Origin of the sequence: Aeromonas fluvialis, from assembly GCF_000819885.1 — a bacterium.
GTDB classification, from domain to species: domain Bacteria; phylum Pseudomonadota; class Gammaproteobacteria; order Enterobacterales; family Aeromonadaceae; genus Aeromonas; species Aeromonas fluvialis.
The window spans coordinates 17,061-39,287 of record NZ_CDBO01000009.1 but is presented as its reverse complement, the minus strand read 5'-3'; the positions used below and the strand labels follow the sequence as shown (position 1 = coordinate 39,287).

The 22,227-nt window shown below is 61.2% G+C and carries 21 protein-coding genes; 11 read left to right on the top strand and 10 right to left on the bottom strand.

Features of this window, described 5'->3' with window-relative positions:
* Positions 1-38: 38 nt before the first annotated feature.
* From recG to gntU, 3 genes are all read right to left on the bottom strand, one after another.
* Entirely contained in the window at positions 39-2,108 is a 2,070-nt protein-coding gene (gene recG / locus BN1125_RS01780; protein ID WP_042010245.1) for an ATP-dependent DNA helicase RecG, read from the bottom strand.
* A 183-nt stretch (positions 2,109-2,291) separates the two neighbouring features.
* Entirely contained in the window at positions 2,292-3,641 is a 1,350-nt protein-coding gene (gene pssA, locus BN1125_RS01775; RefSeq protein WP_042010243.1) for a CDP-diacylglycerol--serine O-phosphatidyltransferase, read from the bottom strand.
* Positions 3,642-3,791: 150 nt separating this feature from the next.
* Complete coding sequence (gene gntU / locus BN1125_RS01770; protein ID WP_042010241.1) at positions 3,792-5,132, bottom strand: gluconate transporter; 1,341 nt, start codon at positions 5,130-5,132, stop codon at positions 3,792-3,794.
* A 245-nt stretch (positions 5,133-5,377) separates the two neighbouring features.
* On the opposite strand from gntU, the gene BN1125_RS01765 reads away from it, so the two are divergent.
* Genes BN1125_RS01765 through BN1125_RS01755 form a run of 3 tightly spaced genes read left to right on the top strand, consistent with a single transcriptional unit; the run spans position 5,378 to position 8,342 of the window.
* Complete coding sequence (locus tag BN1125_RS01765; protein ID WP_042010240.1) at positions 5,378-5,887, top strand: gluconokinase; 510 nt, start codon at positions 5,378-5,380, stop codon at positions 5,885-5,887.
* The gene (edd, locus tag BN1125_RS01760) at positions 5,884-7,680 is read left to right on the top strand and encodes a phosphogluconate dehydratase (RefSeq protein WP_042010238.1); all 1,797 of its coding nucleotides are present in this window, start codon (positions 5,884-5,886) and stop codon (positions 7,678-7,680) included. Before BN1125_RS01765 ends, edd begins: the two co-directional genes overlap by 4 nt.
* Before the next feature lie 20 nt (positions 7,681-7,700).
* Positions 7,701-8,342: a bifunctional 4-hydroxy-2-oxoglutarate aldolase/2-dehydro-3-deoxy-phosphogluconate aldolase gene (locus BN1125_RS01755; protein WP_042010237.1), complete on the top strand. Its 642-nt coding sequence runs from the start codon at positions 7,701-7,703 to the stop codon at positions 8,340-8,342.
* 84 nt (positions 8,343-8,426) lie between these two features.
* On the opposite strand, the gene BN1125_RS01750 is transcribed toward BN1125_RS01755, so the two are convergent.
* Positions 8,427-9,434, bottom strand: coding sequence for a substrate-binding domain-containing protein (locus BN1125_RS01750; protein ID WP_042010235.1), 1,008 nt, complete (start codon positions 9,432-9,434; stop codon positions 8,427-8,429).
* A gap of 89 nt (positions 9,435-9,523) precedes the next feature.
* Here BN1125_RS01750 and BN1125_RS01745 point away from each other — a divergent pair, with 89 nt between their 5' ends.
* Positions 9,524-10,174 (top strand): Qnr family pentapeptide repeat protein, encoded by a 651-nt coding sequence (locus tag BN1125_RS01745; RefSeq protein ID WP_042010234.1) that lies wholly within the window; start codon positions 9,524-9,526, stop codon positions 10,172-10,174.
* Positions 10,175-10,306: 132 nt separating this feature from the next.
* On the opposite strand, the gene envC is transcribed toward BN1125_RS01745, so the two are convergent.
* Together envC and gpmM are read right to left on the bottom strand one after the other, a co-directional pair.
* The gene (gene envC, locus BN1125_RS01740) at positions 10,307-11,665 is read right to left on the bottom strand and encodes a murein hydrolase activator EnvC (RefSeq protein ID WP_042010232.1); all 1,359 of its coding nucleotides are present in this window, start codon (positions 11,663-11,665) and stop codon (positions 10,307-10,309) included.
* A 9-nt stretch (positions 11,666-11,674) separates the two neighbouring features.
* Positions 11,675-13,204: a 2,3-bisphosphoglycerate-independent phosphoglycerate mutase gene (gene gpmM, locus BN1125_RS01735; RefSeq protein ID WP_042010230.1), complete on the bottom strand. Its 1,530-nt coding sequence runs from the start codon at positions 13,202-13,204 to the stop codon at positions 11,675-11,677.
* 246 nt (positions 13,205-13,450) lie between these two features.
* Between gpmM and BN1125_RS01730 the strand changes: the two genes are divergently transcribed.
* Genes BN1125_RS01730 through gpsA form a run of 3 tightly spaced genes read left to right on the top strand, consistent with a single transcriptional unit; the run spans position 13,451 to position 15,410 of the window.
* Positions 13,451-13,882 carry a rhodanese-like domain-containing protein gene (locus tag BN1125_RS01730; protein ID WP_005340640.1) on the top strand — a complete coding sequence of 144 codons (432 nt, stop codon included), beginning with the start codon at positions 13,451-13,453 and terminating at the stop codon, positions 13,880-13,882.
* 50 nt (positions 13,883-13,932) lie between these two features.
* Positions 13,933-14,403 carry a protein-export chaperone SecB gene (gene secB / locus BN1125_RS01725; RefSeq protein WP_042010228.1) on the top strand — a complete coding sequence of 157 codons (471 nt, stop codon included), beginning with the start codon at positions 13,933-13,935 and terminating at the stop codon, positions 14,401-14,403.
* Between the two features lie 2 nt (positions 14,404-14,405).
* Positions 14,406-15,410, top strand: a complete 1,005-nt coding sequence (gene gpsA, locus BN1125_RS01720) for an NAD(P)H-dependent glycerol-3-phosphate dehydrogenase (RefSeq protein ID WP_042010226.1) — start codon at positions 14,406-14,408, stop codon at positions 15,408-15,410.
* Positions 15,411-15,481: 71 nt separating this feature from the next.
* Here the strand turns inward: gpsA and nfuA are convergent, their stop codons facing one another.
* Positions 15,482-16,060: a Fe-S biogenesis protein NfuA gene (gene nfuA, locus BN1125_RS01715; protein WP_042010224.1), complete on the bottom strand. Its 579-nt coding sequence runs from the start codon at positions 16,058-16,060 to the stop codon at positions 15,482-15,484.
* Between the two features lie 80 nt (positions 16,061-16,140).
* The gene (locus BN1125_RS01710) at positions 16,141-16,869 is read right to left on the bottom strand and encodes a ComF family protein (RefSeq protein WP_042010222.1); all 729 of its coding nucleotides are present in this window, start codon (positions 16,867-16,869) and stop codon (positions 16,141-16,143) included.
* 38 nt (positions 16,870-16,907) lie between these two features.
* On the opposite strand from BN1125_RS01710, the gene bioH reads away from it, so the two are divergent.
* The 4 genes from bioH to BN1125_RS01690 all read left to right on the top strand — a co-directional run bounded on the left by bioH (position 16,908) and on the right by BN1125_RS01690 (position 19,104).
* Positions 16,908-17,672, top strand: a complete 765-nt coding sequence (bioH, locus tag BN1125_RS01705; protein ID WP_042010221.1) for a pimeloyl-ACP methyl ester esterase BioH — start codon at positions 16,908-16,910, stop codon at positions 17,670-17,672.
* A 71-nt stretch (positions 17,673-17,743) separates the two neighbouring features.
* Positions 17,744-17,977 (top strand): flagellar hook protein FlgE, encoded by a 234-nt coding sequence (locus BN1125_RS01700; RefSeq protein WP_042010218.1) that lies wholly within the window; start codon positions 17,744-17,746, stop codon positions 17,975-17,977.
* Between the two features lies 1 nt (position 17,978).
* The gene (locus BN1125_RS01695) at positions 17,979-18,746 is read left to right on the top strand and encodes a putative metalloprotease CJM1_0395 family protein (protein WP_042010216.1); all 768 of its coding nucleotides are present in this window, start codon (positions 17,979-17,981) and stop codon (positions 18,744-18,746) included.
* 79 nt (positions 18,747-18,825) lie between these two features.
* Positions 18,826-19,104 (top strand): hypothetical protein, encoded by a 279-nt coding sequence (locus BN1125_RS01690; RefSeq protein ID WP_042010214.1) that lies wholly within the window; start codon positions 18,826-18,828, stop codon positions 19,102-19,104.
* 70 nt (positions 19,105-19,174) lie between these two features.
* Here the strand turns inward: BN1125_RS01690 and BN1125_RS01685 are convergent, their stop codons facing one another.
* Together BN1125_RS01685 and greB are read right to left on the bottom strand one after the other, a co-directional pair.
* Positions 19,175-21,484 carry a Tex family protein gene (locus tag BN1125_RS01685; RefSeq protein ID WP_042010310.1) on the bottom strand — a complete coding sequence of 770 codons (2,310 nt, stop codon included), beginning with the start codon at positions 21,482-21,484 and terminating at the stop codon, positions 19,175-19,177.
* Between the two features lie 181 nt (positions 21,485-21,665).
* The gene (gene greB / locus BN1125_RS01680) at positions 21,666-22,139 is read right to left on the bottom strand and encodes a transcription elongation factor GreB (protein ID WP_042010213.1); all 474 of its coding nucleotides are present in this window, start codon (positions 22,137-22,139) and stop codon (positions 21,666-21,668) included.
* Positions 22,140-22,227 lie beyond the last annotated feature (88 nt).

Sequence of the window (22,227 nt, the reverse complement as noted above, 5' to 3'; positions counted from 1 at the left end):
CCATAAGGACATGTGCCCATCTTCTGCATCTACCTAGATCAGGCATTGGAATAGTGATCCCGTAAGCCGAGCCAGCGCCGTATCAAGGGTTCGACATGGCTTGGATGCCTATCCATGAGGAAGCGCGCCATTTTTTGCACCTGTGGAATAAGCGGCTGGTCGCGCACCAGATCGGCGATCTTGAGGTCGGCAAGACCGGTCTGGCGAGTGCCGAGCAGTTCCCCCGGGCCGCGCAGTTCCAGATCGCGCTGGGCGATGAGGAAGCCGTCGTTGGTCTCCCGCAGCACCCCGAGTCGGCTCTGGGCCGTTTTGGACAAGGGGGCATGATAGAGCAGCACGCAGTGGGAGGCGACCGCCCCCCGGCCAACCCGACCGCGCAGCTGGTGCAACTGCGCCAGCCCCAGTCGCTCCGGGTTCTCGATGATCATCAGGCTGGCATTGGGCACATCTACCCCCACCTCGATGACGGTGGTAGCGACCAGTAGTTGCAGTATGCCAGCCTTGAACTCCTCCATCACCCGCTGTTTCTCCACCGGCCGCATCCGGCCGTGCACCAGCCCGATGTGCAGACCGGGTAGCAGGGCTTGCAACTCGGTGGCGGTATCCTCGGCGGCCTGACACTCCAGCACCTCCGACTCCTCGATCAGGGTGCAGACCCAGTAGGCCTGCTTGCCCTCGGTGCAGGCGAGTTTGACCCGCTCGATCACATCGCCGCGACGGCTGTCGGGCAGCGCTACCGTGGTGATGGGGGTACGGCCCGGTGGCAGCTCGTCGATGACCGAGGTATCGAGGTCGGCATAGGCGGTCATCGCCAGCGTGCGGGGGATGGGGGTGGCGGTCATGATGAGCTGATGGGGATGCACCCCTTCCCGCTCCCCTTTTTCCCGCAGGGCGAGGCGCTGATGCACGCCGAATCTGTGCTGTTCATCGATGATGACCAGCGCCAGACGCTGGAACATCACCTGCTCCTGAAAGATGGCGTGGGTGCCCACCACCATCTTGACGCTGCCATCGGCGATGGCGGCCAGCGCCTCTTCCCGCGCCTTGCCTTTCTGTTTGCCCGCCAGCCAGCCGACTCCGATGCCGAGCGGCTCCAGCCACTTGGCGAAGTTGATGGCATGCTGTTCGGCCAGCAGTTCGGTCGGCGCCATCAAGCCCACCTGACAGCCGTTGCCGATGGCTTGCAGGGCGGCCAGCGCCGCGACCAGGGTCTTGCCGGAGCCCACATCCCCCTGCACCAGCCGCATCATGGGGTGGCGCTGTTGCAGATCCTTACTTATCTCGGCCACTACCCGGCTCTGGGCGCCGGTGGGTTTGAATGGCAGGGCGCCGAGCAGCTGTTCAACCAGCGCGGGTGCCGGTTTGAGGGCGCGAGCCAGCTGGGTCTGTGCCTGAGCGCGCACCTTGAGTACCGAGAGGTTGTGAGCCAGCAGCTCCTCCAGCACCAGCCGCTGCTGGGCCGGATGCTGGCCGCTTTCAAGCAGTGGCAGCGCCACCGAGGGTGGCGGGCGGTGCAGCAATTTCAGGGCGACGGCCAGTTCAATCTGATGGGGATAGAGTCCGGCGGGCAGCAGCTCCTCCACGCCATAGAGGTCGAGCTGGGCCAACGCCTGATCGGTGAGGCTGCGCAGGGTGAGCTGGCGTAGCCCTTCGGTAGTCGGGTAGACGGGGGTGAGCGCCTCTTCGGTCTGGCCCGCTTGTTCCTCGCCGAGCAGCTTGTACTCGGGGTGGGCCATCTCCAGCCCATATTTACCGGGGCGTACTTCGCCGAAGCAGCGCATCAGGCGGCCCGGGCTCAGGCTGTTCTTCTGGGCAGCGGTGAAGTTGAAGAAGCGCAGGGTAAGGGTGCCGGTACCATCGCTGATACGGCAGACCAGCATGCGACGGCGCCCGATCACCAACTGAGTGTCCTGGATCTCTCCCTCGACGGCACCGTGTAGCCCGGGCGGCAGATCGCCGATGGGCCACACCTGGGTGCGGTCCTCGTAGCGGAGGGGGAGGTGGAACAGCAGATCCTGCACCGTTGCCAGCCCCAGCCGCTCGAGTTTCTCCTGCATCTTGCTGCCGACGCCCTTGAGGCTGTCGAGGGAGATTTTATCCAATTTCATCAATTAGATGCCCGAAAATACTGTAAATATGTCCAGATGATAGGGGTTGTTGAGGGGCTGATGCAAGCCGAGTTGCTGCGGGCCGGGCCGCCAACGCGGGGGACGCGGCGGATATAACAAAGGCCTGCCGAAAACGGGAGGCCTTTGTGCGGGTGGCAACGGGCAGGCGCATGACGCCCGGGGTCAGATGATGCGTTTGAGTAGCAGATGGGCCTTGACCCGGTGGATCCGCCCCAGCAGCTTGCGCACCTGCTCCGGGTAGTCCTGGACCTGCTCCACTTGATCTAAGCAGCTGATCCGCTTGGTGTTGGCCAGGATGTTGTCCCGCTCCGCGTTGAACTGGGGGCGCAGCAGATGGCGGCGATCGTGCACCAGCAGGCCATTCTCCAGATCCAGCGCCCAAGCGCGGGGGTTGAGGTTGTTGCCGGTGAGCAGGGCCCACTCGTCATCCACGAAGATCCCCTTGAGATGGTAGGAGTTGCGCTCGCAACGCCAGAGCATCAGGTTGAGGCGTCCGTCGTCGATGTGACGCTGGTTGCGTTCGGCAAACTTGCGCAGATTGGTCTCGTAGAGGTAGGGCAGGCCACCTATGGTAGAAAACTTCTCTTCCGGCGGAATGAAGAAGTCGTTGGCTGTCTTGTCGCCCACTACGATCGTGACTTTGCAACCGCGTTGCAGCAGATCCTCGATATCCTTGCTCAACTCCTTGGGGGGGTTGAAGTAAGGGGTGCAGATGAAGATCTCCCGCTCGGTGGCGCGCACCAGATTGCGGATCATCAGGTTGAGCTGATTGTTGCGCTTGCCCAGACCCACCATGGGGGTGACGGCCACCTCCTGGGTGCTGACCGGCATGGTGCTGAAGCGGTACTGGTTCTTGCGCAGGCTCTGCTTGAAGCGGCGGATCGGCCCCTTCAGCTGTTTGGCGCTGGGGATGTCGCTGTGATCCAGTCGCTGCACCGCGTCGCTCTTCACGAGCAGGTCGTCCACATAGTTGACCATGCTGCGGGCCAGCTCCGGGCTGGTGATCTGGTGATAGCGATCGAAGCGGTAGCGATCCTGCTGGTGCAGGTAGATGTCGTTGAGGCTGGCGCCGGAGTAAAGCACCACATCGTCAAAGATGAAGCCCTTGAGGTGGAGCACGCCGAGCAGCTCGCGTCCTTTGACCGGCACGCCGTAGATTTCGATAGGGTGCTCGTTTTCGGCAGCCATACCCTGATACATCAGGTGGTTGCCGCCTTGCTTGCCCTTGCCGATCAGGCCGCGCTGGGCACGGTGGAAGTCGACGAACAGCTTGATGTCGAGGGCCGGATTGCGCTGCTTGGCGGCGTAGAGGGCGGAGAGGATCTCCCGGCCGGCTTCGTCATCCTGCAGATAGAGCGCGACCAGATAGATGCGCCGGGTGGCGCTGGCGATAAGCGCAAGAATACGGCGTTTGAAATCCTGCGTGCTGTAGAGCACTTCAAACTGATCCGCCGGGACGGCGATCTGGGGCAGGCGCGCCAGCAGTTGTCGATAATGGGCCGATGAATGCATAGATAAACCTGAAATCACGGGGTTAAGCGTTCCACTCGGAGCGATGAATAGGTGATTCTAGCAATCTCGCCCTCTCAGCCAAAGAAAGAATCATCAGAAAGATGAAAAAGGCCTCACAAGTGAGGCCTTTTTGTCAGTTTTTTGCCCTTGTCAGAGGAAGCTGTAGATGATCATCGCCATCACGCCGCCGGTGGTGCCTATGATGGTCTCCATCACGGTCCAGGTCTGCAGGGTCTGCTTCTCGGTCAGGCCGAGGTAGCGGTTGGCCAGCCAGAAACCGGAGTCGTTGACGTGGGAGAGCACGATGGACCCACCACCAATGGCGATGGTCACGGCCGCCAGCTGGGCACCGTTCAGGCCGAGGGGTTCCAGCATTGGCAGCACCAGACCGCAGGCAGTGAGCATGGCGACGGTGGCGGAGCCCTGAATCACCCGTACTGCAGCGGCCAGAATGAAGGCCAGCGCGACGATGGGCAGACCGGAGTCGGCCAGCATGTTGCCAAGAGCGGCGCCTACGCCGGAATCAACCAGTACCTGCTTGAACACACCACCGGCACCGGTCACCAGGATGATGACACCGGCGGGCTGGATGGCGCTGTTGCAGACGCTCATCACCTCGTCACGGGACATGCCGCGGCGAATGCCCAGCAGATAGAAGGCGGCCAGACAGGCGACCATGATGGCGGTGAAGGGGTGACCGACAAATTCCAGCCAGTTGTGCAGGGTTGTGCCTGTCTCGACGAAGCGGCTGACGATGGTCTTGAGGCCGATCAGCAGCAGCGGCAGACCGATGAGCCCCATGGCCAGCCCGAAGGAGGGCAGGGATTTGCTGTCATCGTGGACGCTATTCTGGGCATCGGCAGGCAGCGGTACATCGACGATCTTGCTGATGAAGTCACCGAACAGCGGGCCCGCCAGGATCAGCGCCGGTACGGCGGCGATCAGGCCGAACAGGATCATATAGCCGAAGTCGGCCCCCAGCTGGGAAGCCACCAGGATGGGGCCCGGCGCCGGAATAAGGAAGGCCTGACAGGTGGCGATACCCGCCAGCAGGGCGATACCGATCTTCACCACGCTGCCGCCGCCACGACGGACGATGGCAAAGGCGACGCCGATCAGCAGCACCACGGCCACGTCGAAGAAGAGCGGCAGGGCGCAGACAAAGCCGGTCAGGGCCATGGCCCAGTTGGCGCGCTTGACGCCGAACTTGCCGAGCAGGGTATGGGCGACCCGGTCGAGGGCACCGGTCACTTCCATCACCTTGCCGAACATGGCGCCCAGCGCCACGACCACGGCCACGAAGCCCAGAGTACCGCCCATCCCTTTCTGGATGGTGGCGGCGATATCGGCCGGGTTCATGCCGGCGGCGAGACCCGCCACCATGGAGACCAGAATGAGGGAGACGACGGCGTGCAGACGGGCCTTCATCACCAGGAAGAGCAGCAGCACAATCGAGCCGGCGGCCGTCATGATCAGGGAGAGGTCAGACATTGTTATGCGTTCCTTTTTCCAAGTTCAGTAGTGACACCTTGCCGATCCGTCGGCAAACCATATCTTTATGATTTATTTAGATTTATGGCGAGGGCTCAACATCAGGCGCCCAGGTGACTATGGGTTTGCTCAGTCTGTGGCAGACTTCACATTTTTAGTAGTTACCGGTAACATGTTACCGGTAACGTGGTAAATTAGAACCCATCAACAGCTGGTTTTTTGAAAAGTGGGACAGAGGTCAAATTATGGCGGGTAAGTGCATTATCGTGATGGGTGTGTGTGGTAGCGGCAAATCCAGCGTGGGTCTGAAAGTGGCCGACGCACTGGGCGCCAAGTTCATCGATGGTGATGATCTGCATCCCAAGGCCAACATCCAGAAGATGGCAGGCGGCAACCCCCTCAACGATGAGGACCGCGCCCCCTGGCTGGAGCGGATCCGTGACGCCGCCTATAGCCTTGAGCAGAAGAACGAGACCGGCATCATCGTCTGTTCCGCCCTCAAAAAGAAGTACCGCGACCAGATCCGCGAAGGCAACGAATCGGTCAATTTCATCTTCCTTGATGGCAGCCAGCCGCTGATCCTCGAGCGGATGCGGGCCCGCAAGGGCCATTTCATGCGCGAAAGCATGGTACAAAGTCAGTTCGATACCCTGGAGCGCCCGGATGGCGAAGCCGGTGTCTTCCACATTGATATCGACGGCACCTTCGAACAGGTGGTTGACCGCGCCGTCACAGCCTTGGAGCAAGCCCAATGATTCATCAGGTCATTTCCGACGTCACCGCCCGCATCCGCGAACGCAGTGTCGCCCGTCGTCAGGCATTTCTGGCCCGCATCCAGCGTCAGGCAGAGCAGGGCAAGACCCGCGCCGCGCTGGCCTGCGGCAACCTGGCCCACGCCGTGGCCGCCTGCAGCAGTGACGAGAAGGGCCGCATTCTCGACATGACCCGTGCCAACGTCGGTATCGTCACTGCCTACAACGACATGCTGAGTGCCCATCAGCCCTATCAGGGCTATCCGGACCAGATCAAGCTGGCGCTGGCTGAACTGGGTCACAGCGCTCAGGTTGCTGGCGGCGTTCCGGCGATGTGTGACGGGGTGACTCAGGGTCAGCCGGGGATGGACATGTCCCTCTTCTCCCGCGACCTGATTGCTCAGGCCACCGCGCTGTCGCTCTCTCACAACACCTTCGATGCCACCCTGCTGCTCGGCATCTGCGACAAGATAGCTCCGGGTCAGATCATGGGGGCGCTCTCCCACGCTCACCTGCCGACGGCATTTGTTCCTGCTGGCCCCATGGCAAGCGGCATCAGCAACGATGAAAAGGTGAAGGTGCGCCAGCAGTACGCCGCCGGTGAAGTGGGTCGCGATGCCCTGCTCGAGATGGAGTGCGGCGCCTACCACGCGGCAGGCACCTGCACCTTCTACGGCACCGCCAACACCAACCAGCTGGTATTCGAGGCCATGGGCCTGATGCTGCCGGGTTCGGCGTTCGTACACCCCCATAGCGAACTGCGCCACGCCCTGACCGATGAGGCGGCCCGCCGCATCAGCGCCATGATCCCGGGCTCCCCGGCCTATCGCCCGCTGAGTGAGGTGCTGGACGAGCGTTCACTGGTCAACGGTCTGGTGGCCCTGCTCGCCTCCGGTGGCAGCACCAACCACAGCATCCACATGGTGGCGCTGGCCCGCGCAGCCGGTCTGGTACTGACCTGGGATGACATCAGCGATCTCTCTGACGTGGTGCCGCTGCTGGTGCGCATGTACCCGAACGGCCCGGCCGACGTCAACGCCTTCGAACAGGCGGGTGGTGTACCGGGTCTGATGCGTCGTCTGGCCGAAGAGGGGCTGATCCACATGGATGCCACCCCGGTCTTTGGCGAGATGCAGGATTACCTCACCCGTCCGGCACTGGTCGATGGCCAGCTGGTATGGCTGCCGGTCGGTGAAAGCAGCGATGCGAGCGTGCTCTCTCCCACGGGTAGCGTATTTAATGCGACTGGCGGCACCAAGCTGCTGGCGGGCAATCTGGGCCGCGCCGTGGTCAAGGTCTCTGCCGTCGCGCCCGAGTATCGGGTGATTGAAGCCCCGGCGCGGGTCTTCTCCTCCCAACATGCGGTGGAAGCGGCCTACAAGACGGGCGATCTCAATCAGGACGCCGTGATCGTGGTGCGCCACAATGGCCCGGCCGCCAACGGCATGCCGGAGCTGCACAAGCTGATGCCGGTGCTCGGCAACCTGCAGAAGGCGGGTTACAAGGTGGCGCTGGTCACCGATGGCCGTCTCTCCGGCGCTTCCGGCAAGATCCCGGCCGCCATCCACGTCACTCCGGAAGCGCTGCACGGCGGGGCCATCGGCCTGCTTGCCGACGGCGATCTGCTGCGGGTGGATGCGGTGAGTGGTCGCCTCGACTGCCTGACCGATTTGAGTGGCCGTACCCAGGCCGAGATTGACCTCACTCTGGAACAAGAGGGGTGGGGCCGTGAACTGTTCAGCGTGATGCGTCGCGCGGTATCGAGCGCCGAGTGTGGCGCTACCATCTTTGATTAAGAGCTGACTAAGGAAGAGCTATGCAGAACTGGAAAGTGACCCCGGCCGAGGTGTTTGCCGCCTCCCCGCTGGTACCCGTGATGGTTATCAACGAGCTGGATCAGGCCCTGCCGATGGCCAAGGCGCTGCTCGACGGCGGTATCTCCGTCTTCGAAATCACCCTGCGCACCCCGGTGGCGCTCGATGCCATCGCCCTCATCGCCAAGGCGATGCCGGATGCCATGGTCGGTGCCGGTACCGTGCTCAACTGCGAGCAGTTTGACGCAGCCGTTGCTGTCGGTGCCCGCTTCGTCATCTCCCCGGGGATGACCCCGGCCCTGCTGGCCCACGCGGCCAAGAGCACTGCACCGCTGATCCCGGGCGTCGCTACCCCGTCTGAAGTGATGCAGGCGCTGGAAGCGGGTTATGACCATCTGAAGTTCTTCCCGGCCGAAGCGAACGGCGGCACCAAGGCGCTCTCCGCCATTGCCGCGCCGCTGCCCCAGGTGAAGTTCTGCCCTACCGGCGGTATCGGCCCGAAAAACGTGGCCGACTATCTGGCGCTCAAGTGCGTGGCCACCGTCGGCGGCTCCTGGATGCTGCCGGCCGATGCGGTCAAGAGCGGCAACTGGGAAGAGGTGACCCGCCTCTCCCGCGAAGCGGTTGCAATGGTTAAACGCTAAGCGTCAGTTGTGCAGAAAACCAGACAGGCCACCCTCGGGTGGCCTGTTTGTTATCGGCGTGACGTAAGTGGGTGAGGGAAGGGATTACCCCAGACTCTCCCCGACATAGAGGGAGAAGCCGATATCCTTGCGGGTGTCGGGTTGCGATTGGCCGTTGAGACGTGCCAGCAGCATGGTGGCCGCCTCCCGACCGATCGCTTCGCGCGGGGTGGCGATACTGGCCAGCTTGGGTGTCATGGCGTGGCCAATGTCGAGGGCGTTGCAACCGGCGATGGCGATCTGCTGGGGCACCGGGATCCACTTTGCCTGACACTGCAACAGGGCGCCCACCGCCAGGTCATCGTTGGTGCAGAACAGGCCGTCGAGGTCGGGATAGCGCACCAGCACCTGATCCAGCAGCTCGCCCCCCAGGGTGAAGCTGGAGGATTGTTCGGTCAGCAGATGCTGGCCGGTGAGGCCGAAATCGGTCATCGCCTGATAGTAACCCTCCATCCGCAGCTGGGTACGCACGTCGAGCCGCGCCCCCAGATAGACTACCTTGCGTCGGCCCCGGCGCAGCATCTCTGTTACCATGGCCCGGGCCGCGGCTCTATGATCCATGCCGACCACCATGTCGATGGGGGTTTGCGGCAGATCCATGGTCTCCACCACCGGAATGCCGGCGGTGGCGATCATCTTGCGGGTGCGCTCGGTGTGCTGGCTGTCGGAGAGGATGAGCCCATCCACGTGATAGGAGAGCAGGGACGCGACTTGCTCCTCCTCCCGCTCCGGGCTGTAGCCGTAGTGGGCCAGCAGGGTCTGGTAACCGGCTGGTCGGGTCACCGACTCGATGCCGTGGATCACCGCCGAGAAGACCTGGTTGGAGAGTGAGGGGATCAGGATGCCGATCGCCTTGCTGGTCGCGTTGGAGAGTATATCCGGCGCCCGGTTGGGAATATAACCCAGCTCTTCCACCACCGCGGCGATCCGCTCGCGGGTCCCCTCCGCCACAGTTTGCGGGTCGCGCAGATAGCGGCTGACAGTCATCTTGGTCACGCCGGTCTGGTCGGCGATATCTTGCAGGGTGGGGCGGCGCTTGCGGGTGGGGCTCATAGGGGTGTCCAGCGTGGATGTTACATGTAACATTACCGTTTTTGGCGGATAAAGTCAGCATATGAAGCCGTTTTTGCAGGAGTTTTCCGATGATCAGAGGCAAGCAGTTCGTGGATGTCAGGTTCGGGCAGCAGGATGTGGAGGGGGAGCAGTTCTCGGAGTGCCGCTTTATCGGCTGCAACTTCTCCTGGCTGGATCTGAGCGATAGCCGCTTCATCGACTGCAGCTTCTACGATCGGGAGAGTGAACGGGGCTGCCTGTTGCAGGGTTGCGATCTGCGCGAGGCCAGCTTCCTGTGCTGTGATCTCACCATGGCCGATTGCAGCCGCAGCCAGTGTCTGGGGTTGGAGATGCGCGACTGTCAGGCGGTCGGCATCAACTTCAGCCATGCCAGCTTCGCCAACCAGATCACCGCCAAAAGCTACTTCTGCGAGGCCCATCTGACCGGCAACAACTTCAGCTACGCCAGCTTCGAGGGCTGCCTGCTGGAGAAGTGCGAGCTGACCGGCAACCGCTGGCAGGGAGCCAACCTGTTTGGTGCCTCGCTGGCGGGTTCCGATCTCAGCGGCTCCGAGTTTGGCCAGATTGACTGGACCAGCTTCAAGCTGCAGGGCTGCGATCTGCGCCAGTGCGATCTGCCTGGGCTGGATCTGCGCCGGGTCGATCTGCAGGGAGTGCAGATCAACGAGGATCAGCAGCAGATCTTGCTGGAGCAGATCGGTCTGGTTGTCTTCCCCTGAGCCGAGCGAAAAATTAGGTAATTTTTCATCAAATGGGACCGACAGTGGGGAGGGCGCTCCTGAGATGACAAAAGCCTGCGTGAGGCAGGCTTTTGCTAGTGAGCGTGTGACGCGCTTGTTGGCCGGGTTAACTCAACCCTTGGCCAGCCATTTGGTCGGGTTGATCGCCTCGCCCTGATAGCGAATTTCGAAGTAGAGGCCCGGTCTGTCCTGGCCGCCACTGTCGCCGACCAGCGCCACCGGTTCACCCTGCTCGACATTCTGGCCGACATGACGTAGCAGCGACTGGTTGTGACCGTAGAGGCTCATGTAGCCACGGCCGTGGTCGATCACCAGTAGCATGCCGAAGCCGTCGAGCCAGTCGGCATAGACAACCTGCCCGGGTGCGACGGCCTTGACCTGGGTCCCTTCGCTGGCGCCGATCAGGGTGCCTTTCCACTTGAGCTGGGCGGTGCGCGGCGAACCGTAGGAGATGAGGATCGGCCCCTGTACCGGCCAGCGCAGGCTGCCATTGGTCTTGAGACCGCTGTAGTGACCGGCACTGCTGATGCCCGAGCCGCGCTCCGGTTTGCTGCTGGCTACCTCTTCGACCGGTTCTGCCGGTTCTGCCGGTTTGACGGTTTTGTTCTGCTGGGCGGCGAGTCGTTGTTGCTCGGCGCGGCGCTGTTCGGCCAGCTTGCGCTGACGCTCCTGCTCCGCTTTCAGCTTGGCCAGCCGTTCCCGCTCGGCCCGTTCACGGCGCTCCTGCTCTTCTCGCTTGCGGCGCAGCTCTTCCAGTCGGGCTTTCAGCGCCTTCTCCGCCTTGACCAGCTTGGTGAGCTTCTGCTCGTCATCCTGTACCGACTGCTGCAACTGGTTGCGCACCTTGGCCCGGCTCTGCTGGCTGGCCTGCAGGGTCTGGTGATGCTCCTGCTGTTCGCTTAGCAGGGCTTGCAGCTTGCTCTCGGTCTCTTTGGTAGCCAGCTGGTTTTTTGCCAGCTGGTCGCGGGTGGCGCGCAGCGCATCGATGGCCTCGATGCGGGCCTTGTTGAGGTAGTCGTAGTAGTCGAGTGAGCGGCTCAGTTTGGCCGGATCCTGCTGATTAAGCAGCAGTTTGAGGTAGTCGTGGTTGCCCGCCTGAAAGGCGCTCTCCGCCTGCTTGGCCAGCAATTGCTTTTGGTGTTTGGCTTGCAGCTCCAGCGCCAGCTTGTCTTTTTGCAGGGTCGCCAGCGTCTGCTGGTTCTGCTTCAACTGCTGCCTGGTCTGGTTGAGTTTGGCGGCGGCGGCCGAGATGGCCTGCTCGTCAGCCTTGAGCTGGGTATTGAGCTTGGCAAGCTCCTGCTTGCTGAGCTTGATGGTCTTCTGTTGCTCTTTGATCTGGGACTGCATGGTCCCCAACTGCTGGTTGGCGGCAACGACAGGCGTGGCGCCACCCAGCAGGCAAAAAAACAGCGCGCCGGCCAACAGGCCGACGCGACTGGTTTTCTGTGAAATAACTTCGCATCCCCGCATGGGGAAGGATTATTTCAGAATCATCAGGGGCTTGCCAGTCATTTCCGGCGGCACCGGCAGACCCATCAGGGTCAGCATGGTGGGGGCCAGATCGGACAGTTTGCCACCCTCAGCAACCTCGGCTTTGCGACCGAAATAGATGAGCGGAACCGGCAGATTGGTGTGGGCGGTGTGGGCCTGACCAGTCTCTTCGTCCTGCATTTTTTCGGCGTTACCGTGGTCGGCAGTGATCAGGCACTCGCCACCCACGTCGCGCAGCGCGTCGGTGACGCGACCGATGCAGTGGTCAACGGCTTCACAGGCTTTGACGGCAGCATCGAACACACCGGTGTGACCAACCATGTCGCCATTCGGGTAGTTACAGATGATGACGTCGTACTTGCCGCTCTTGATGGCCGCAACCAGCTTGTCGGTCAGCTCTTCGGAGCTCATCTCCGGCTGCAGGTCATAGGTTGCCACTTTCGGGCTGGCCACGATCTCGCGATCTTCGCCGGTGAAGCAGGACTCTTCACCGCCGTTGAAGAAGAAGGTGACGTGAGCGTACTTCTCGGTTTCGGAGATGCGCAGCTGGGTCTTGCCCTGCTTGGCCAGCCACTCACCCAGGGTGTTGACCAAGGCAGTCGGCGGGTAGGCGCAGGCGGTTTTGATGTCGGCCGCGTATTCGGTCAGCATCACGAAGTTCAGCTTGGGCTCAACTGCACGGGCGAAGCCGGTGAAGTCGGCGTCAACGAAAGCGCGGGTGATTTCACGGGCACGGTCAGCACGGAAGTTCATGAAAATCAGCGCATCGCCATCTTCCATCGGTGCAGCTTCGCCGATGCGGGTGGCTTTGACGAACTCGTCGTTCTCATCGCGAGCATAGGCGGCAGCCAGTGCTTCGGTAGCGCTCTCGGCGGTGAACTCGCCCTTGCCCTGGGTCATCAGGTCATAGGCTTGCTGCACGCGATCCCAGCGGTTGTCACGGTCCATGGCGAAGTAACGGCCGATCATGGAGGCGAAACGACCCTTGCCCAGCTTGGCGAACAGGGCATCGAACAGCTCGATGGAGGACTGGGCTGAGCGCGGCGGAACGTCGCGGCCATCCAGGAAGGCATGCAGATAGATCTTCTCGGCGCCACGCTTGGCAGCCATTTCGATCATGCCCATGATGTGCTCTTCGTGGCTGTGTACGCCACCCGGGGACATCAGGCCCATGATGTGAACGGCTTTGCCGTTGGTCACGGCAGCGTCAACAGCCTTGGCCAGCTCGACGTTCTGGAAGAAGTCGCCATCCTTGATGTCTTTGGAGATGCGGGTCAGCTCCTGATAGACGATGCGACCGGCACCTATGTTGACGTGGCCCACTTCGGAGTTGCCCATCTGGCCATCCGGCAAACCCACATCCAGGCCGGAGCCGGAGATCAGGGTGCTGGTGTAGTCACGGGCCAGACGATCGAGGTTGGGGGTCTTGGCGGCAGCGACGGCGTTGTGCTCTTGCTTGGTGCTGTAGCCCCAACCGTCCATGATGACCAGAACCAAAGGTTTCTTAGCTGTTGACATAAGAGTATGTCCTCTCGGAGTGGAAAGAATGCGGGAAATGAAACTAGCGTAATATTACTACATCTGCCGAAATAGTCACCTGATAGCCAAGGGGCGCTCCCGCGGCCCCGCAAGCCACGCCCTTCCTGCCATGCTCGCTGCCCAATGATGATGGGAGCCTGCTCGCGCTTTGCTGCCAAGATGGCTGATCTTATCAATACCCCCATGTATACTCGGGCCCTTGTCTTGGTCCCTGGATAGTAGAAGATGCAAGAGTATTTGGATTTTGCGGCCCGTAACCCGCTGCTGACCGCCGCCTGGTTGGGTCTGGCTGGCACCCTGGTTTACACCACGGTGCGTGCCCGTTTGTCTCCGGTCAAAACCGTCAACAACCACACCGCGACCCTGCTTATCAACCGCGAGAATGCCACCGTGGTGGATATTCGCAGTCAGGAAGAGTACGCCAAGGGCCATCTGGCCGGTGCCCAGCACCTCCCGCTGACCCAGATCCAGAGCAATAATCTGGGCCCGGTTGAAAAGCATAAAGATGCCCCCATCATAGTGGTGTGCGAGTCGGGAATGACTGCGGGCGGCGCGGGCCGTCAGCTGAGCAAAGCTGGCTTCAAGCAGGTTTATGTGCTCGGCGGCGGCATGGCCCAATGGCGTGCAGAAAATCTGCCGGTAACCAAGAAACGCTGATTTAAGCAGGGCCTGAGCCCACTTACCCATATAACAAGGAATCAAACGAAATGGCTGACGAGATCAACAACCAGGAAGTACAACCGGAATTCCACATCCAGCGTGTTTACACCAAGGATGTCTCTTTCGAAGCGCCGAACACCCCGCACATCTTCCAGAAAGAGTGGCAGCCGGACGTCAAGCTGGATATGGATACCAAGACCAACATCCTGGCTGAGAGCGTGTACGAGGTTGTGCTGACCCTGACCGTGACCTGCAAACTGGAAACCGAAACCGCCTTCCTGTGCGAAGTACAGCAAGCCGGTATCTTCACCGTCGGTAACTTGCCGGAGCCGCAACTGGCTCACTGCCTGGCTGCCTTCTGCCCGAACATCCTGTTCCCGTATGCCCGCGAAGCCGTGGCCAACATGGTGAGCAAGGGTTCCTTCCCGCAGCTGAACCTGGCACCGGTCAACTTCGATGCCCTGTTTGCCCAGCACATGGCGCAAGCACAGGCCCAGCAGGCGACTGCGGAAGCCTGATAATGGCTGACCAGATCGCTATCTCGGTCTTGGGGGCGGGGTCTTATGGCTCCGCCCTTGCCATTTCTCTGGCGCGCAACGGTCACCCGACCCTGCTGTGGGGTCACGACCCCGCCCATGTCGCCGAGCTGGAACAAGACCGCTGCAACAAGGCATTTTTGCCTGATGTCCCTTTTCCTGCCGATCTGCAGCTGACTGCGGATCTGCAACGTGCGGTACAAGCTGCCCCCGTGCTGCTGCTGGTCGTGCCTAGCCATGTATTTGGCGATGTGCTGACCCGGATCAAGCCCTTTCTGCGCCCCGATACCCGTATCGCCTGGGCCACCAAGGGGTTGGAGCCTGACAGCGGCCGTCTGTTGCAGGATGTGGCCCGCGAAGTGCTGGGTGACGAGATGCCGCTGGCGGTGATCTCCGGCCCCACCTTCGCCAAGGAGCTGGCTGCCGGTTTGCCGACCGCCATCTCGGTCGCCTCAACCCACGACGAGTTCGCCGACGATCTCTCCCACCTGCTGCACTGTGGCCGTTCGTTCCGGGTCTATACCAATCCGGATTTCGTCGGTTTGCAGCTGGGTGGGGCAGTGAAGAACGTCATCGCTATCGGGGCCGGTCTCTCCGACGGGCTCGGGTTTGGCGCCAATGCCAGAACCGCGCTCATCACCCGGGGTCTGGTAGAGATGCAGCGTCTGGGGGCGGCGCTGGGGGCCGATGCCAAAACCTTTATGGGGATGGCGGGGCTCGGGGATTTGGTGCTCACCTGTACCGACAACCAGTCGCGCAACCGTCGTTTCGGGCTGGCGCTGGGCGCCGGTAAAGATGTCGACACCGCCATGACCGAAATTGGTCAGGTGGTGGAAGGGTATCGCAATACCAAGGAGGTGCATCTTCTGGCGGCCCGCTGCGGCGTCGAGATGCCCATCTGCGAGCAGATCTTCAAGGTGCTCTACGAGGGTAAGAACCCGAAAGAGGCTGCCATCGCCCTGCTGTCGCGCGACAAGAAGGACGAGTAATCGGACGATTGCCCATGCAAAAGGCCCCGCCATCTGGCGGGGCCTTTTCTTTGCGTCGCAAGCACAACAAATCAGTAGTAGGAGTGATCGCCGCGCTGGTGCTCGGTGGCGTCTTTCACCCCCTTGAGCTCGCCCGGGAACTTCTCCAGCAGTTGCTTCTCGATCCCCTCTTTCAGGGTGTAGTCGACCATGGAGCAACCGTTACAGCCGCCGCCAAACTGCAGAATGGCGTAGCCATCTTCGGTCAATTCGGTCAGGGTCACCTTGCCGCCGTGGCCGGCCAGCATGGGGTTTACCTCGGAGATGAGGGTGTACTCGATACGCTCGATCAGTGGCGCGTCGTCCGCCACTTTACGCATCTTGGCATTCGGCGCTTTCAGGGTGAGCTGGGAGCCCATCTGATCGGTCACGAAATCGATGGTGGCATCCACCAGGAAGGGGGCGCTCAGGGGATCGACCATGCAGTCGAAGCCGCTGAAGGGGAGGTGCTCGTCTTCCGGGTCCACTGCGTCGGGCGGGCAATAGGATACGCCACACTCGGCATTCTGGGTTCCCGGATTGACCACAAACACCCGGATATTGGTGCCATCAGGCTGTTTTTCCAGAAGTTTACGGAAATGGGCCTGGGCGGTGTCGGAAATGCTGATCATCACTATCCTCATAAACCTGAGTGTACGACTAGGGTATTCATGATAACGCGGTTATTAATGCTTGGGTAGCATGCCGAGGGCTACTTGCTGTGCCGGAGGGTACGACAGATTGCCCACACTTCTACCTTTGTGATGCCGCTCTCATGGAGCAAACGGCTTAGCTGACCGGCGGTGGCGCCTGTGGTCACAACGTCATCGAGCAGGGCTACGTGGCGATAGTGGTGAGGGCGGATCCGGAATGCCCCGCGTAGATTGCGCCGTCGCTGCCCGGCGCTCAGGGTTGTTTGCTGCGGAGTTGCCTTGATGCGCTGCAATAGCGAGTTGTCGCAGGAGATGCCGGTGAGCTCGCCAAGGGCTTGCGCGAGCTCCTCCGCCTGATTGAAACCTCGCCGCCACTGTCGCCACCAGTGGAGGGGGACCGGAATGATCGCCTCAGGCTGATCGCTGCCATCCAGATGATCGGCCAGTAGGCGTGCCAGCAATGGTGCCAGCAAGGTCTGGCCGGAATATTTTAGCTGCGGGATCAGCATGGGGTAGGGGGCCTTGTAGTCACCGACCACCTGCAACCGCTCCCAGGGGGGCGGTCTGCGCTGGCAGCGGCCACAGACCTGTATGCTCTCTTCTATATAGTCAGCCAGCGGTGCGGCACAGAGGCGGCATCTTGGCTGTGACTGGTGCAGCGCCTTCCGACACCAGTTGCAGAGCAGGGGCTCGTTGTCGCAAGGCTGATGACAGAGCAGGCAGATCCCTTGCCAGTCGCTGTGGCTGCCGAGCAGCAGGCTTGCTTTAGCGAGCAGTCGCTTTAACATGCTGACCCCAAGAGCATGAACAGGGATCTTGAGTCTAGATGAGTATATCGGTAGAGCAGTTTGGCCAAGGGGCCGATTTGGTGCTGCTGCACGGATGGGGGATGAACGGTGCGGTCTGGCATGGCATTGCCCAACAGTTGGCAGCCGATTATCGGGTGCATCTGGTGGACTTGCCCGGTTTTGGCAACAGCCCGCTGGCAGATGAGGTGGATTACAGCTTGCCCTGGCTTGCTGAGCAGGTGGCCGCCATCTTGCCACAGAAGTGCCATCTGCTTGGCTGGTCGCTCGGCGGTCTGGTGGCAAGCCAGCTGGCGCTGACGCATCCCGAGCGGTTGCACTCCCTCGTCACTGTGGCCAGCTCCCCCTGTTTTATGGCCCGCGATGAGTGGCCGGGGATCGCCCCCAAGGTACTGACCAGTTTCAACCAGATGCTGGCGGGGGATTTTCGCCAGACCATAGAGCGTTTCCTCGCCATCCAGGCGATGGGCAGCGAACATGCCCGTGACGATATCCGTCAGTTGCGCCACTGGCTGGCCGAGCGTCCGACGCCCCAGTTTGCCGCACTTGAGGCGGGGCTGACGCTGTTGGCCGACATTGACCTGCGCGAACCGCTGCGGGAACTGGATCTGCCCTGGTTGCGGATCTATGGCAGACTGGATTCATTGGTGCCCAAGGCGGCCATTCCCCTGCTGGACGACCTCTACCCTGCCAGTTGCAGCATGACCCTCAATAAGGCCTCACACGCACCCTTTATCTCCCATCCTGACGAGTTCATTGAAATCGTTCGAGATTTTGTTGGCTAAAAAACAGCCGGCAAGCTTCATTAATCCTCTGGACTGGCTGATAATTAATCTGTGATCAGAGGAGTAACATCATGCGTATTGATTCTGCTTTCAGCAGTGGGGTGCAGGGATTTCAGCGAGCCGAACAGATTGCCGACAAGGCATCCAATCAGATTGCACGTCTTAACACCCCCGGCGGGGATCGGGTGCAAGTGACCGATGAGCTCGTCAATCTCAAGGTGGCCGAGCTGCAGGCTGGTGCGTCTGCCAAGGTCGTGCAGACTGCCAGCGAGATGATGGGAACCCTCATCGACATCCGGGTGTGAGATGAACATCAATGTCAGTCTGCCCCCTCTTATCCCGACACAGCTGCAACCCCAGGTGGAAGCGGCGAGGACGGATAATCGCCGGGCAGAACTGATCCCGCAGGCCCGTGCGGGTCAAGCCTCCGTTGCCGAATCTGAAGTCGGCTCCCAGAAAGAGAAATCCAAAGCCGGTCAGGCCTCCAGCAATCAGACCTCCCAGAACAGCCGTGAAACCGGGCAACCGGCGCCGACGATACTGCCAGACAATCGCTTTGTCGAGGCAACCGGCGAAGAGGGTCAGCGCAAGCAGCAAGATCCCAAACAGCAGGAGCAGCAACAGCGGCAAGAGCAGCAGGTTCAGGATCTGATCGAACGTGACAAGGAGGTGCGCACCCACGAGCAGGCCCATCAGTCAGCGGGAGGTGAGTACGCCAGTTCACCCACCTATCAGTTTACGCAAGGACCGGATGGCAAGCGTTATGCAACAGGTGGCGAAGTCCAGATCGATACCAGTGTCGTACCCGGTGACCCTGCCGCCACCATCGCCAAGATGCAGCAGATCCGCGCAGCTGCATTGGCGCCTGCCGCGCCCTCCGCACAAGACCTGTCGGTCGCGCGCAGTGCCGCCGCGAGTGAATCCCGGGCTCGCAAAGAGCTGATGGCTGAGCAAAACGTGACATCGGGTGGTGTGCTGAGCGCCTATATGGACAAGCGTAACCGCGTCATCGCGGGCCACTATCAACAGGCTGTCAGTCCGGACTCTAAAAAGTCCCTCAGCCTGCATATCTGAATCAGGTTCGCCAAACTTTCAGAAGCTTTCGTTGTTTTGCAACTAACCTGAAGATCAGTCCAATTCCACAGGAGCAGATATGCATTTCGACGAAGTCAAAGCGGAAGATTTCACTACCTTCTCCCGTGTACCTCCACCCCACCTGCAGATGGAGCAGTTTCTGATGCAGCTCGGAGGAGGAGGGACCGAAGGCACCCATTTCAAGAAAAAAGTGATGCTGGTAGCTGGCTGGAGCCACACCGGCGTCGTCTCTTACGGCAAGTATCCGCAAGAGGCCTGCAAGGCATTCAACCGGCTGCGCGAGGTGCTGGCACACCATGGAGAGCCCGAGAGTATTCTCGCTGCCCTGGTGCAGTAATCCTGATCTTCGCTTGTATAAAAGCCCCTTGCGGGGCTTTTTGTATTCAGAGGGGTTCTGGAATGCTTCGTTATTTTTTCGCTTTGGAGAGGGCCGCCGCGAAGGCGTTGCCCATGGCGCCACCCACAGGGGTAGTTTGCCGGGGCTCATTTCTTGGCTTGGCGCTGCCCGCAGTGGCGTGACGCGACTCCGCTGGCTTGCGCGCAGGTTGTCCCGCCTTCTCGTCGAGGCGCATGGTCAAGCTGATCCGTTTGCGTGGGGCATCCACCTCCAGCACCTTGACCCGCACAATGTCCCCCGCCTTGACCACCTCGCGGGGATCCTTGACGAAACGATCGGTCAGGGAGGAGATGTGCACCAGCCCGTCCTGATGGACGCCGATATCGACGAAGGCGCCGAAGTTGGTGACATTGGTGACCACCCCTTCCAGTACCATTTCGGGCACCAGGTCGCTGATCTTCTCCACCCCTTCCTTGAAGGTGGCGGTTTTGAACTCGGGGCGCGGATCGCGACCCGGCTTGTCCAGCTCGCTGATGATGTCGGTGACGGTGGGCACGCCGAACTGTTCGTCTGTGTAGTCGGCCGGTTTCAGGCTGCGCAGCAGGCTGCTGTTGCCGAGCAGGCTAGCGACGCTCTGTTCCAGCTTGGCGAGGATCCGTTCCACCACTGGATAGGACTCCGGGTGTACCGCCGAGCTGTCGAGGGGGTTGCTGCCACCGCGAATGCGCAGGAAGCCGGCACACTGTTCGAAGGCTTTGGGGCCGAGGCGGCTGACTTTCAGCAACTGCTGACGGCTCTTGAAGGCGCCGTTTTCATCCCGGTAGGCGACGATGTTCTGGGCCAGGGTCTGGGAGAGGCCGGAAACCCGGTTGAGCAGGGCAACCGAGGCGGTGTTCACATCCACACCGACCGCGTTGACGCAATCCTCGACCACGGCATCGAGTCGGCGGGCCAGCTGGCTCTGGCCGACGTCGTGCTGATACTGGCCCACCCCGATACTCTTGGGATCGATCTTGACCAGCTCGGCCAGCGGGTCCTGCAGGCGGCGTGCGATGGAGACGGCTCCACGGATTGAGACGTCGAGATCCGGGAACTCCTGGGAGGCAAGCTCGGAGGCGGAGTAGACCGAGGCCCCCGCTTCGCTCACCACGATTTTCTGTGCCTTGGTGGCGGGGTAGCGTTCGAACAGATCGCTGACCAGTCGATCGGTCTCCCGCGAGGCGGTGCCGTTGCCGATGCTGATGAGCTCTACCTTGTGCTTCTGGCACAGTTCGCTCAGGGTCTTGAGGCTCTGGTCAATCTGGCGTTTCGGTTCGAACGGATAGATGGTGGCGTAGTCGACCAGCTTGCCGGTAGCATCGACGACAGCCACCTTGACCCCGGTGCGGATGCCGGGATCCAGCCCCATGGTGCAACACATACCGGCCGGGGCGGCCATCAGCAGATCCTTGAGGTTCATGGCGAACACCTTGATCGCCTCCTCCTCTGCCGACTCGCGGATGCGACCGATCAGCTCTGTCTCCATCTGCAGGGAGAGCTTGATCTTCCAGGTCCAGCTCACCACTCCTTGCAGCCATTTGTCGGCCGGGCGGTTCTGCAGATTGAGCTTGAGGTAGTGGGCAATGATCCCTTCGCAGGGGCTGGCACTCTCATCTTCACCGGTGACCAGCGCCAGATTGAGGATCCCTTCGTTGCGGCCCCGCAGCATGGCCAGCACCCGGTGGGAAGGTGCCTTGTGCAGTGGTTCGTCGTGTTCGAAGTAATCCTTGAACTTGGTCCCTTCCTGCTCCTTGCCTGCTACCACGCGGGCGCGCAGGGTGGCGTTTTGCCACAGGTAGTCGCGCAGCTTCTCCAGCAGGTCGGCCTGCTCGGCGAAGCGCTCCATCAGGATATAGCGGGCGCCATCGAGGGCGGCCTTGCTGTCGGCAATGCCTTGTTCGGGATTGAGGAAGGCGGCTGCCGCTTGCTCGGGATCCTGCATCGGGTCGCTGAGCAGCAGATTGGCCAGCGGCTCCAACCCTGCTTCGATCGCCATCTGCCCCTTGGTGCGGCGCTTGGGTTTGTAGGGCAGGTAGAGATCCTCCAGCCGGGTCTTGCTGTCGGCGCCATTCAGTTCGCGCATCAGATCGGGGGTCAGCTTGCCCTGCTCCTCGATGGAGCGAATGATCACCTGACGGCGATCTTCCAGTTCACGCAGGTAGCCGAGGCGGCCCTCCAGAGTGCGCAGTTGGCTGTCGTCCAGGCCACCGGTCACCTCTTTACGGTAACGGGCGATAAAGGGCACGGTCGAGCCTTCATCCAGCAGGCGTACCGCAGCCTGTACCTGCTCCGGACGAGCATTGAGCTCATCGGCAATCTGTCTCTCTATGGTTTGCATCATGATGTTGTTGATGGCCTCAGTGGTCGAGTCCGCGCCATCAGGCGCCAAGTGTGAGCACTATATGGGGTCGGGCAGCGGGATGCCACCCCGGCATACATGACTCTTGTCATACCCTGTGGGTGGGCATGCTCGATCCATCCTGGCCTCGTCAGCAGATTTGGCCGTCAGGGCCAGCGCTGGTTTATTTGGGATAGCTGATCTCGTTGATATACCAGCAGGCGTCACCCACTGGGGTACGGACGATGGCCTCATCCCCGACCTCTTTCTTGAGCAGGGCGCGGGCCATGGGGGAGTCGATGGAGATGTAATCCTTGCGCTCGAAGATCTCGTCATAGCCGACGATACGAAAGCGCTTGGTCTCGCCCTCTTCGTTTTCCACTTCGACCCAGGCACCGAAGAAGACCTTGCCCTCCTGCGCGGGGGCATAGTCGACGATCCCCAGCTCTTCGAGGCATTTGCGCAGGTAGCGCACCCGCCGGTCGATCTCCCGCAGCCGCTTCTTGTTGTACTGATAGTCGGCATTTTCGCTGCGATCCCCCAGACTGGCAGCCCATGCCACCTTCCTGGTGACCTCGGGGCGCTCCTGACGCCAGAGAAGATCGAGCTCTTCTTTCAGCTTGTTGTAGCCTTCGCGGGTGATCAGCTTTGTCTTCATGGTGATCCGGGTCTGGTCAAAGAGGGGTATTCATCGCTAACTGCTCGGGAATATTAGCTTTTGTCCTCTCGCTGTCGAGGGAAATCGT

Bases quoted from the DNA above. Each gene is read 5' to 3' on its own strand.
- BN1125_RS01755 (WP_042010237.1), top strand. From the start codon at position 7,701: ATGCAGAACTGGAAAGTGACCCCGGCCGAGGTGTTTGCCGCCTCCCCG.
- secB (WP_042010228.1), top strand. From the start codon at position 13,933: ATGGCTGACGAGATCAACAACCAGGAAGTACAACCGGAATTCCACATC.
- bioH (WP_042010221.1), top strand. From the start codon at position 16,908: ATGAGTATATCGGTAGAGCAGTTTGGCCAAGGGGCCGATTTGGTGCTG.
- BN1125_RS01750 (WP_042010235.1), bottom strand. From the start codon at position 9,434: ATGAGCCCCACCCGCAAGCGCCGCCCCACCCTGCAAGATATCGCCGAC.
- envC (WP_042010232.1), bottom strand. From the start codon at position 11,665: ATGCGGGGATGCGAAGTTATTTCACAGAAAACCAGTCGCGTCGGCCTG.
- edd (WP_042010238.1), top strand. From the start codon at position 5,884: ATGATTCATCAGGTCATTTCCGACGTCACCGCCCGCATCCGCGAACGC.
- BN1125_RS01710 (WP_042010222.1), bottom strand. From the start codon at position 16,869: ATGTTAAAGCGACTGCTCGCTAAAGCAAGCCTGCTGCTCGGCAGCCAC.
- recG (WP_042010245.1), bottom strand. From the start codon at position 2,108: ATGAAATTGGATAAAATCTCCCTCGACAGCCTCAAGGGCGTCGGCAGC.
- gntU (WP_042010241.1), bottom strand. From the start codon at position 5,132: ATGTCTGACCTCTCCCTGATCATGACGGCCGCCGGCTCGATTGTGCTG.
- pssA (WP_042010243.1), bottom strand. From the start codon at position 3,641: ATGCATTCATCGGCCCATTATCGACAACTGCTGGCGCGCCTGCCCCAG.
- greB (WP_042010213.1), bottom strand. From the start codon at position 22,139: ATGAAGACAAAGCTGATCACCCGCGAAGGCTACAACAAGCTGAAAGAA.
- BN1125_RS01695 (WP_042010216.1), top strand. From the start codon at position 17,979: ATGAACATCAATGTCAGTCTGCCCCCTCTTATCCCGACACAGCTGCAA.
- BN1125_RS01745 (WP_042010234.1), top strand. From the start codon at position 9,524: ATGATCAGAGGCAAGCAGTTCGTGGATGTCAGGTTCGGGCAGCAGGAT.
- BN1125_RS01765 (WP_042010240.1), top strand. From the start codon at position 5,378: ATGGCGGGTAAGTGCATTATCGTGATGGGTGTGTGTGGTAGCGGCAAA.
- gpsA (WP_042010226.1), top strand. From the start codon at position 14,406: ATGGCTGACCAGATCGCTATCTCGGTCTTGGGGGCGGGGTCTTATGGC.
- BN1125_RS01700 (WP_042010218.1), top strand. From the start codon at position 17,744: ATGCGTATTGATTCTGCTTTCAGCAGTGGGGTGCAGGGATTTCAGCGA.
- BN1125_RS01690 (WP_042010214.1), top strand. From the start codon at position 18,826: ATGCATTTCGACGAAGTCAAAGCGGAAGATTTCACTACCTTCTCCCGT.
- BN1125_RS01730 (WP_005340640.1), top strand. From the start codon at position 13,451: ATGCAAGAGTATTTGGATTTTGCGGCCCGTAACCCGCTGCTGACCGCC.
- BN1125_RS01685 (WP_042010310.1), bottom strand. From the start codon at position 21,484: ATGATGCAAACCATAGAGAGACAGATTGCCGATGAGCTCAATGCTCGT.
- nfuA (WP_042010224.1), bottom strand. From the start codon at position 16,060: ATGATCAGCATTTCCGACACCGCCCAGGCCCATTTCCGTAAACTTCTG.
- gpmM (WP_042010230.1), bottom strand. From the start codon at position 13,204: ATGTCAACAGCTAAGAAACCTTTGGTTCTGGTCATCATGGACGGTTGG.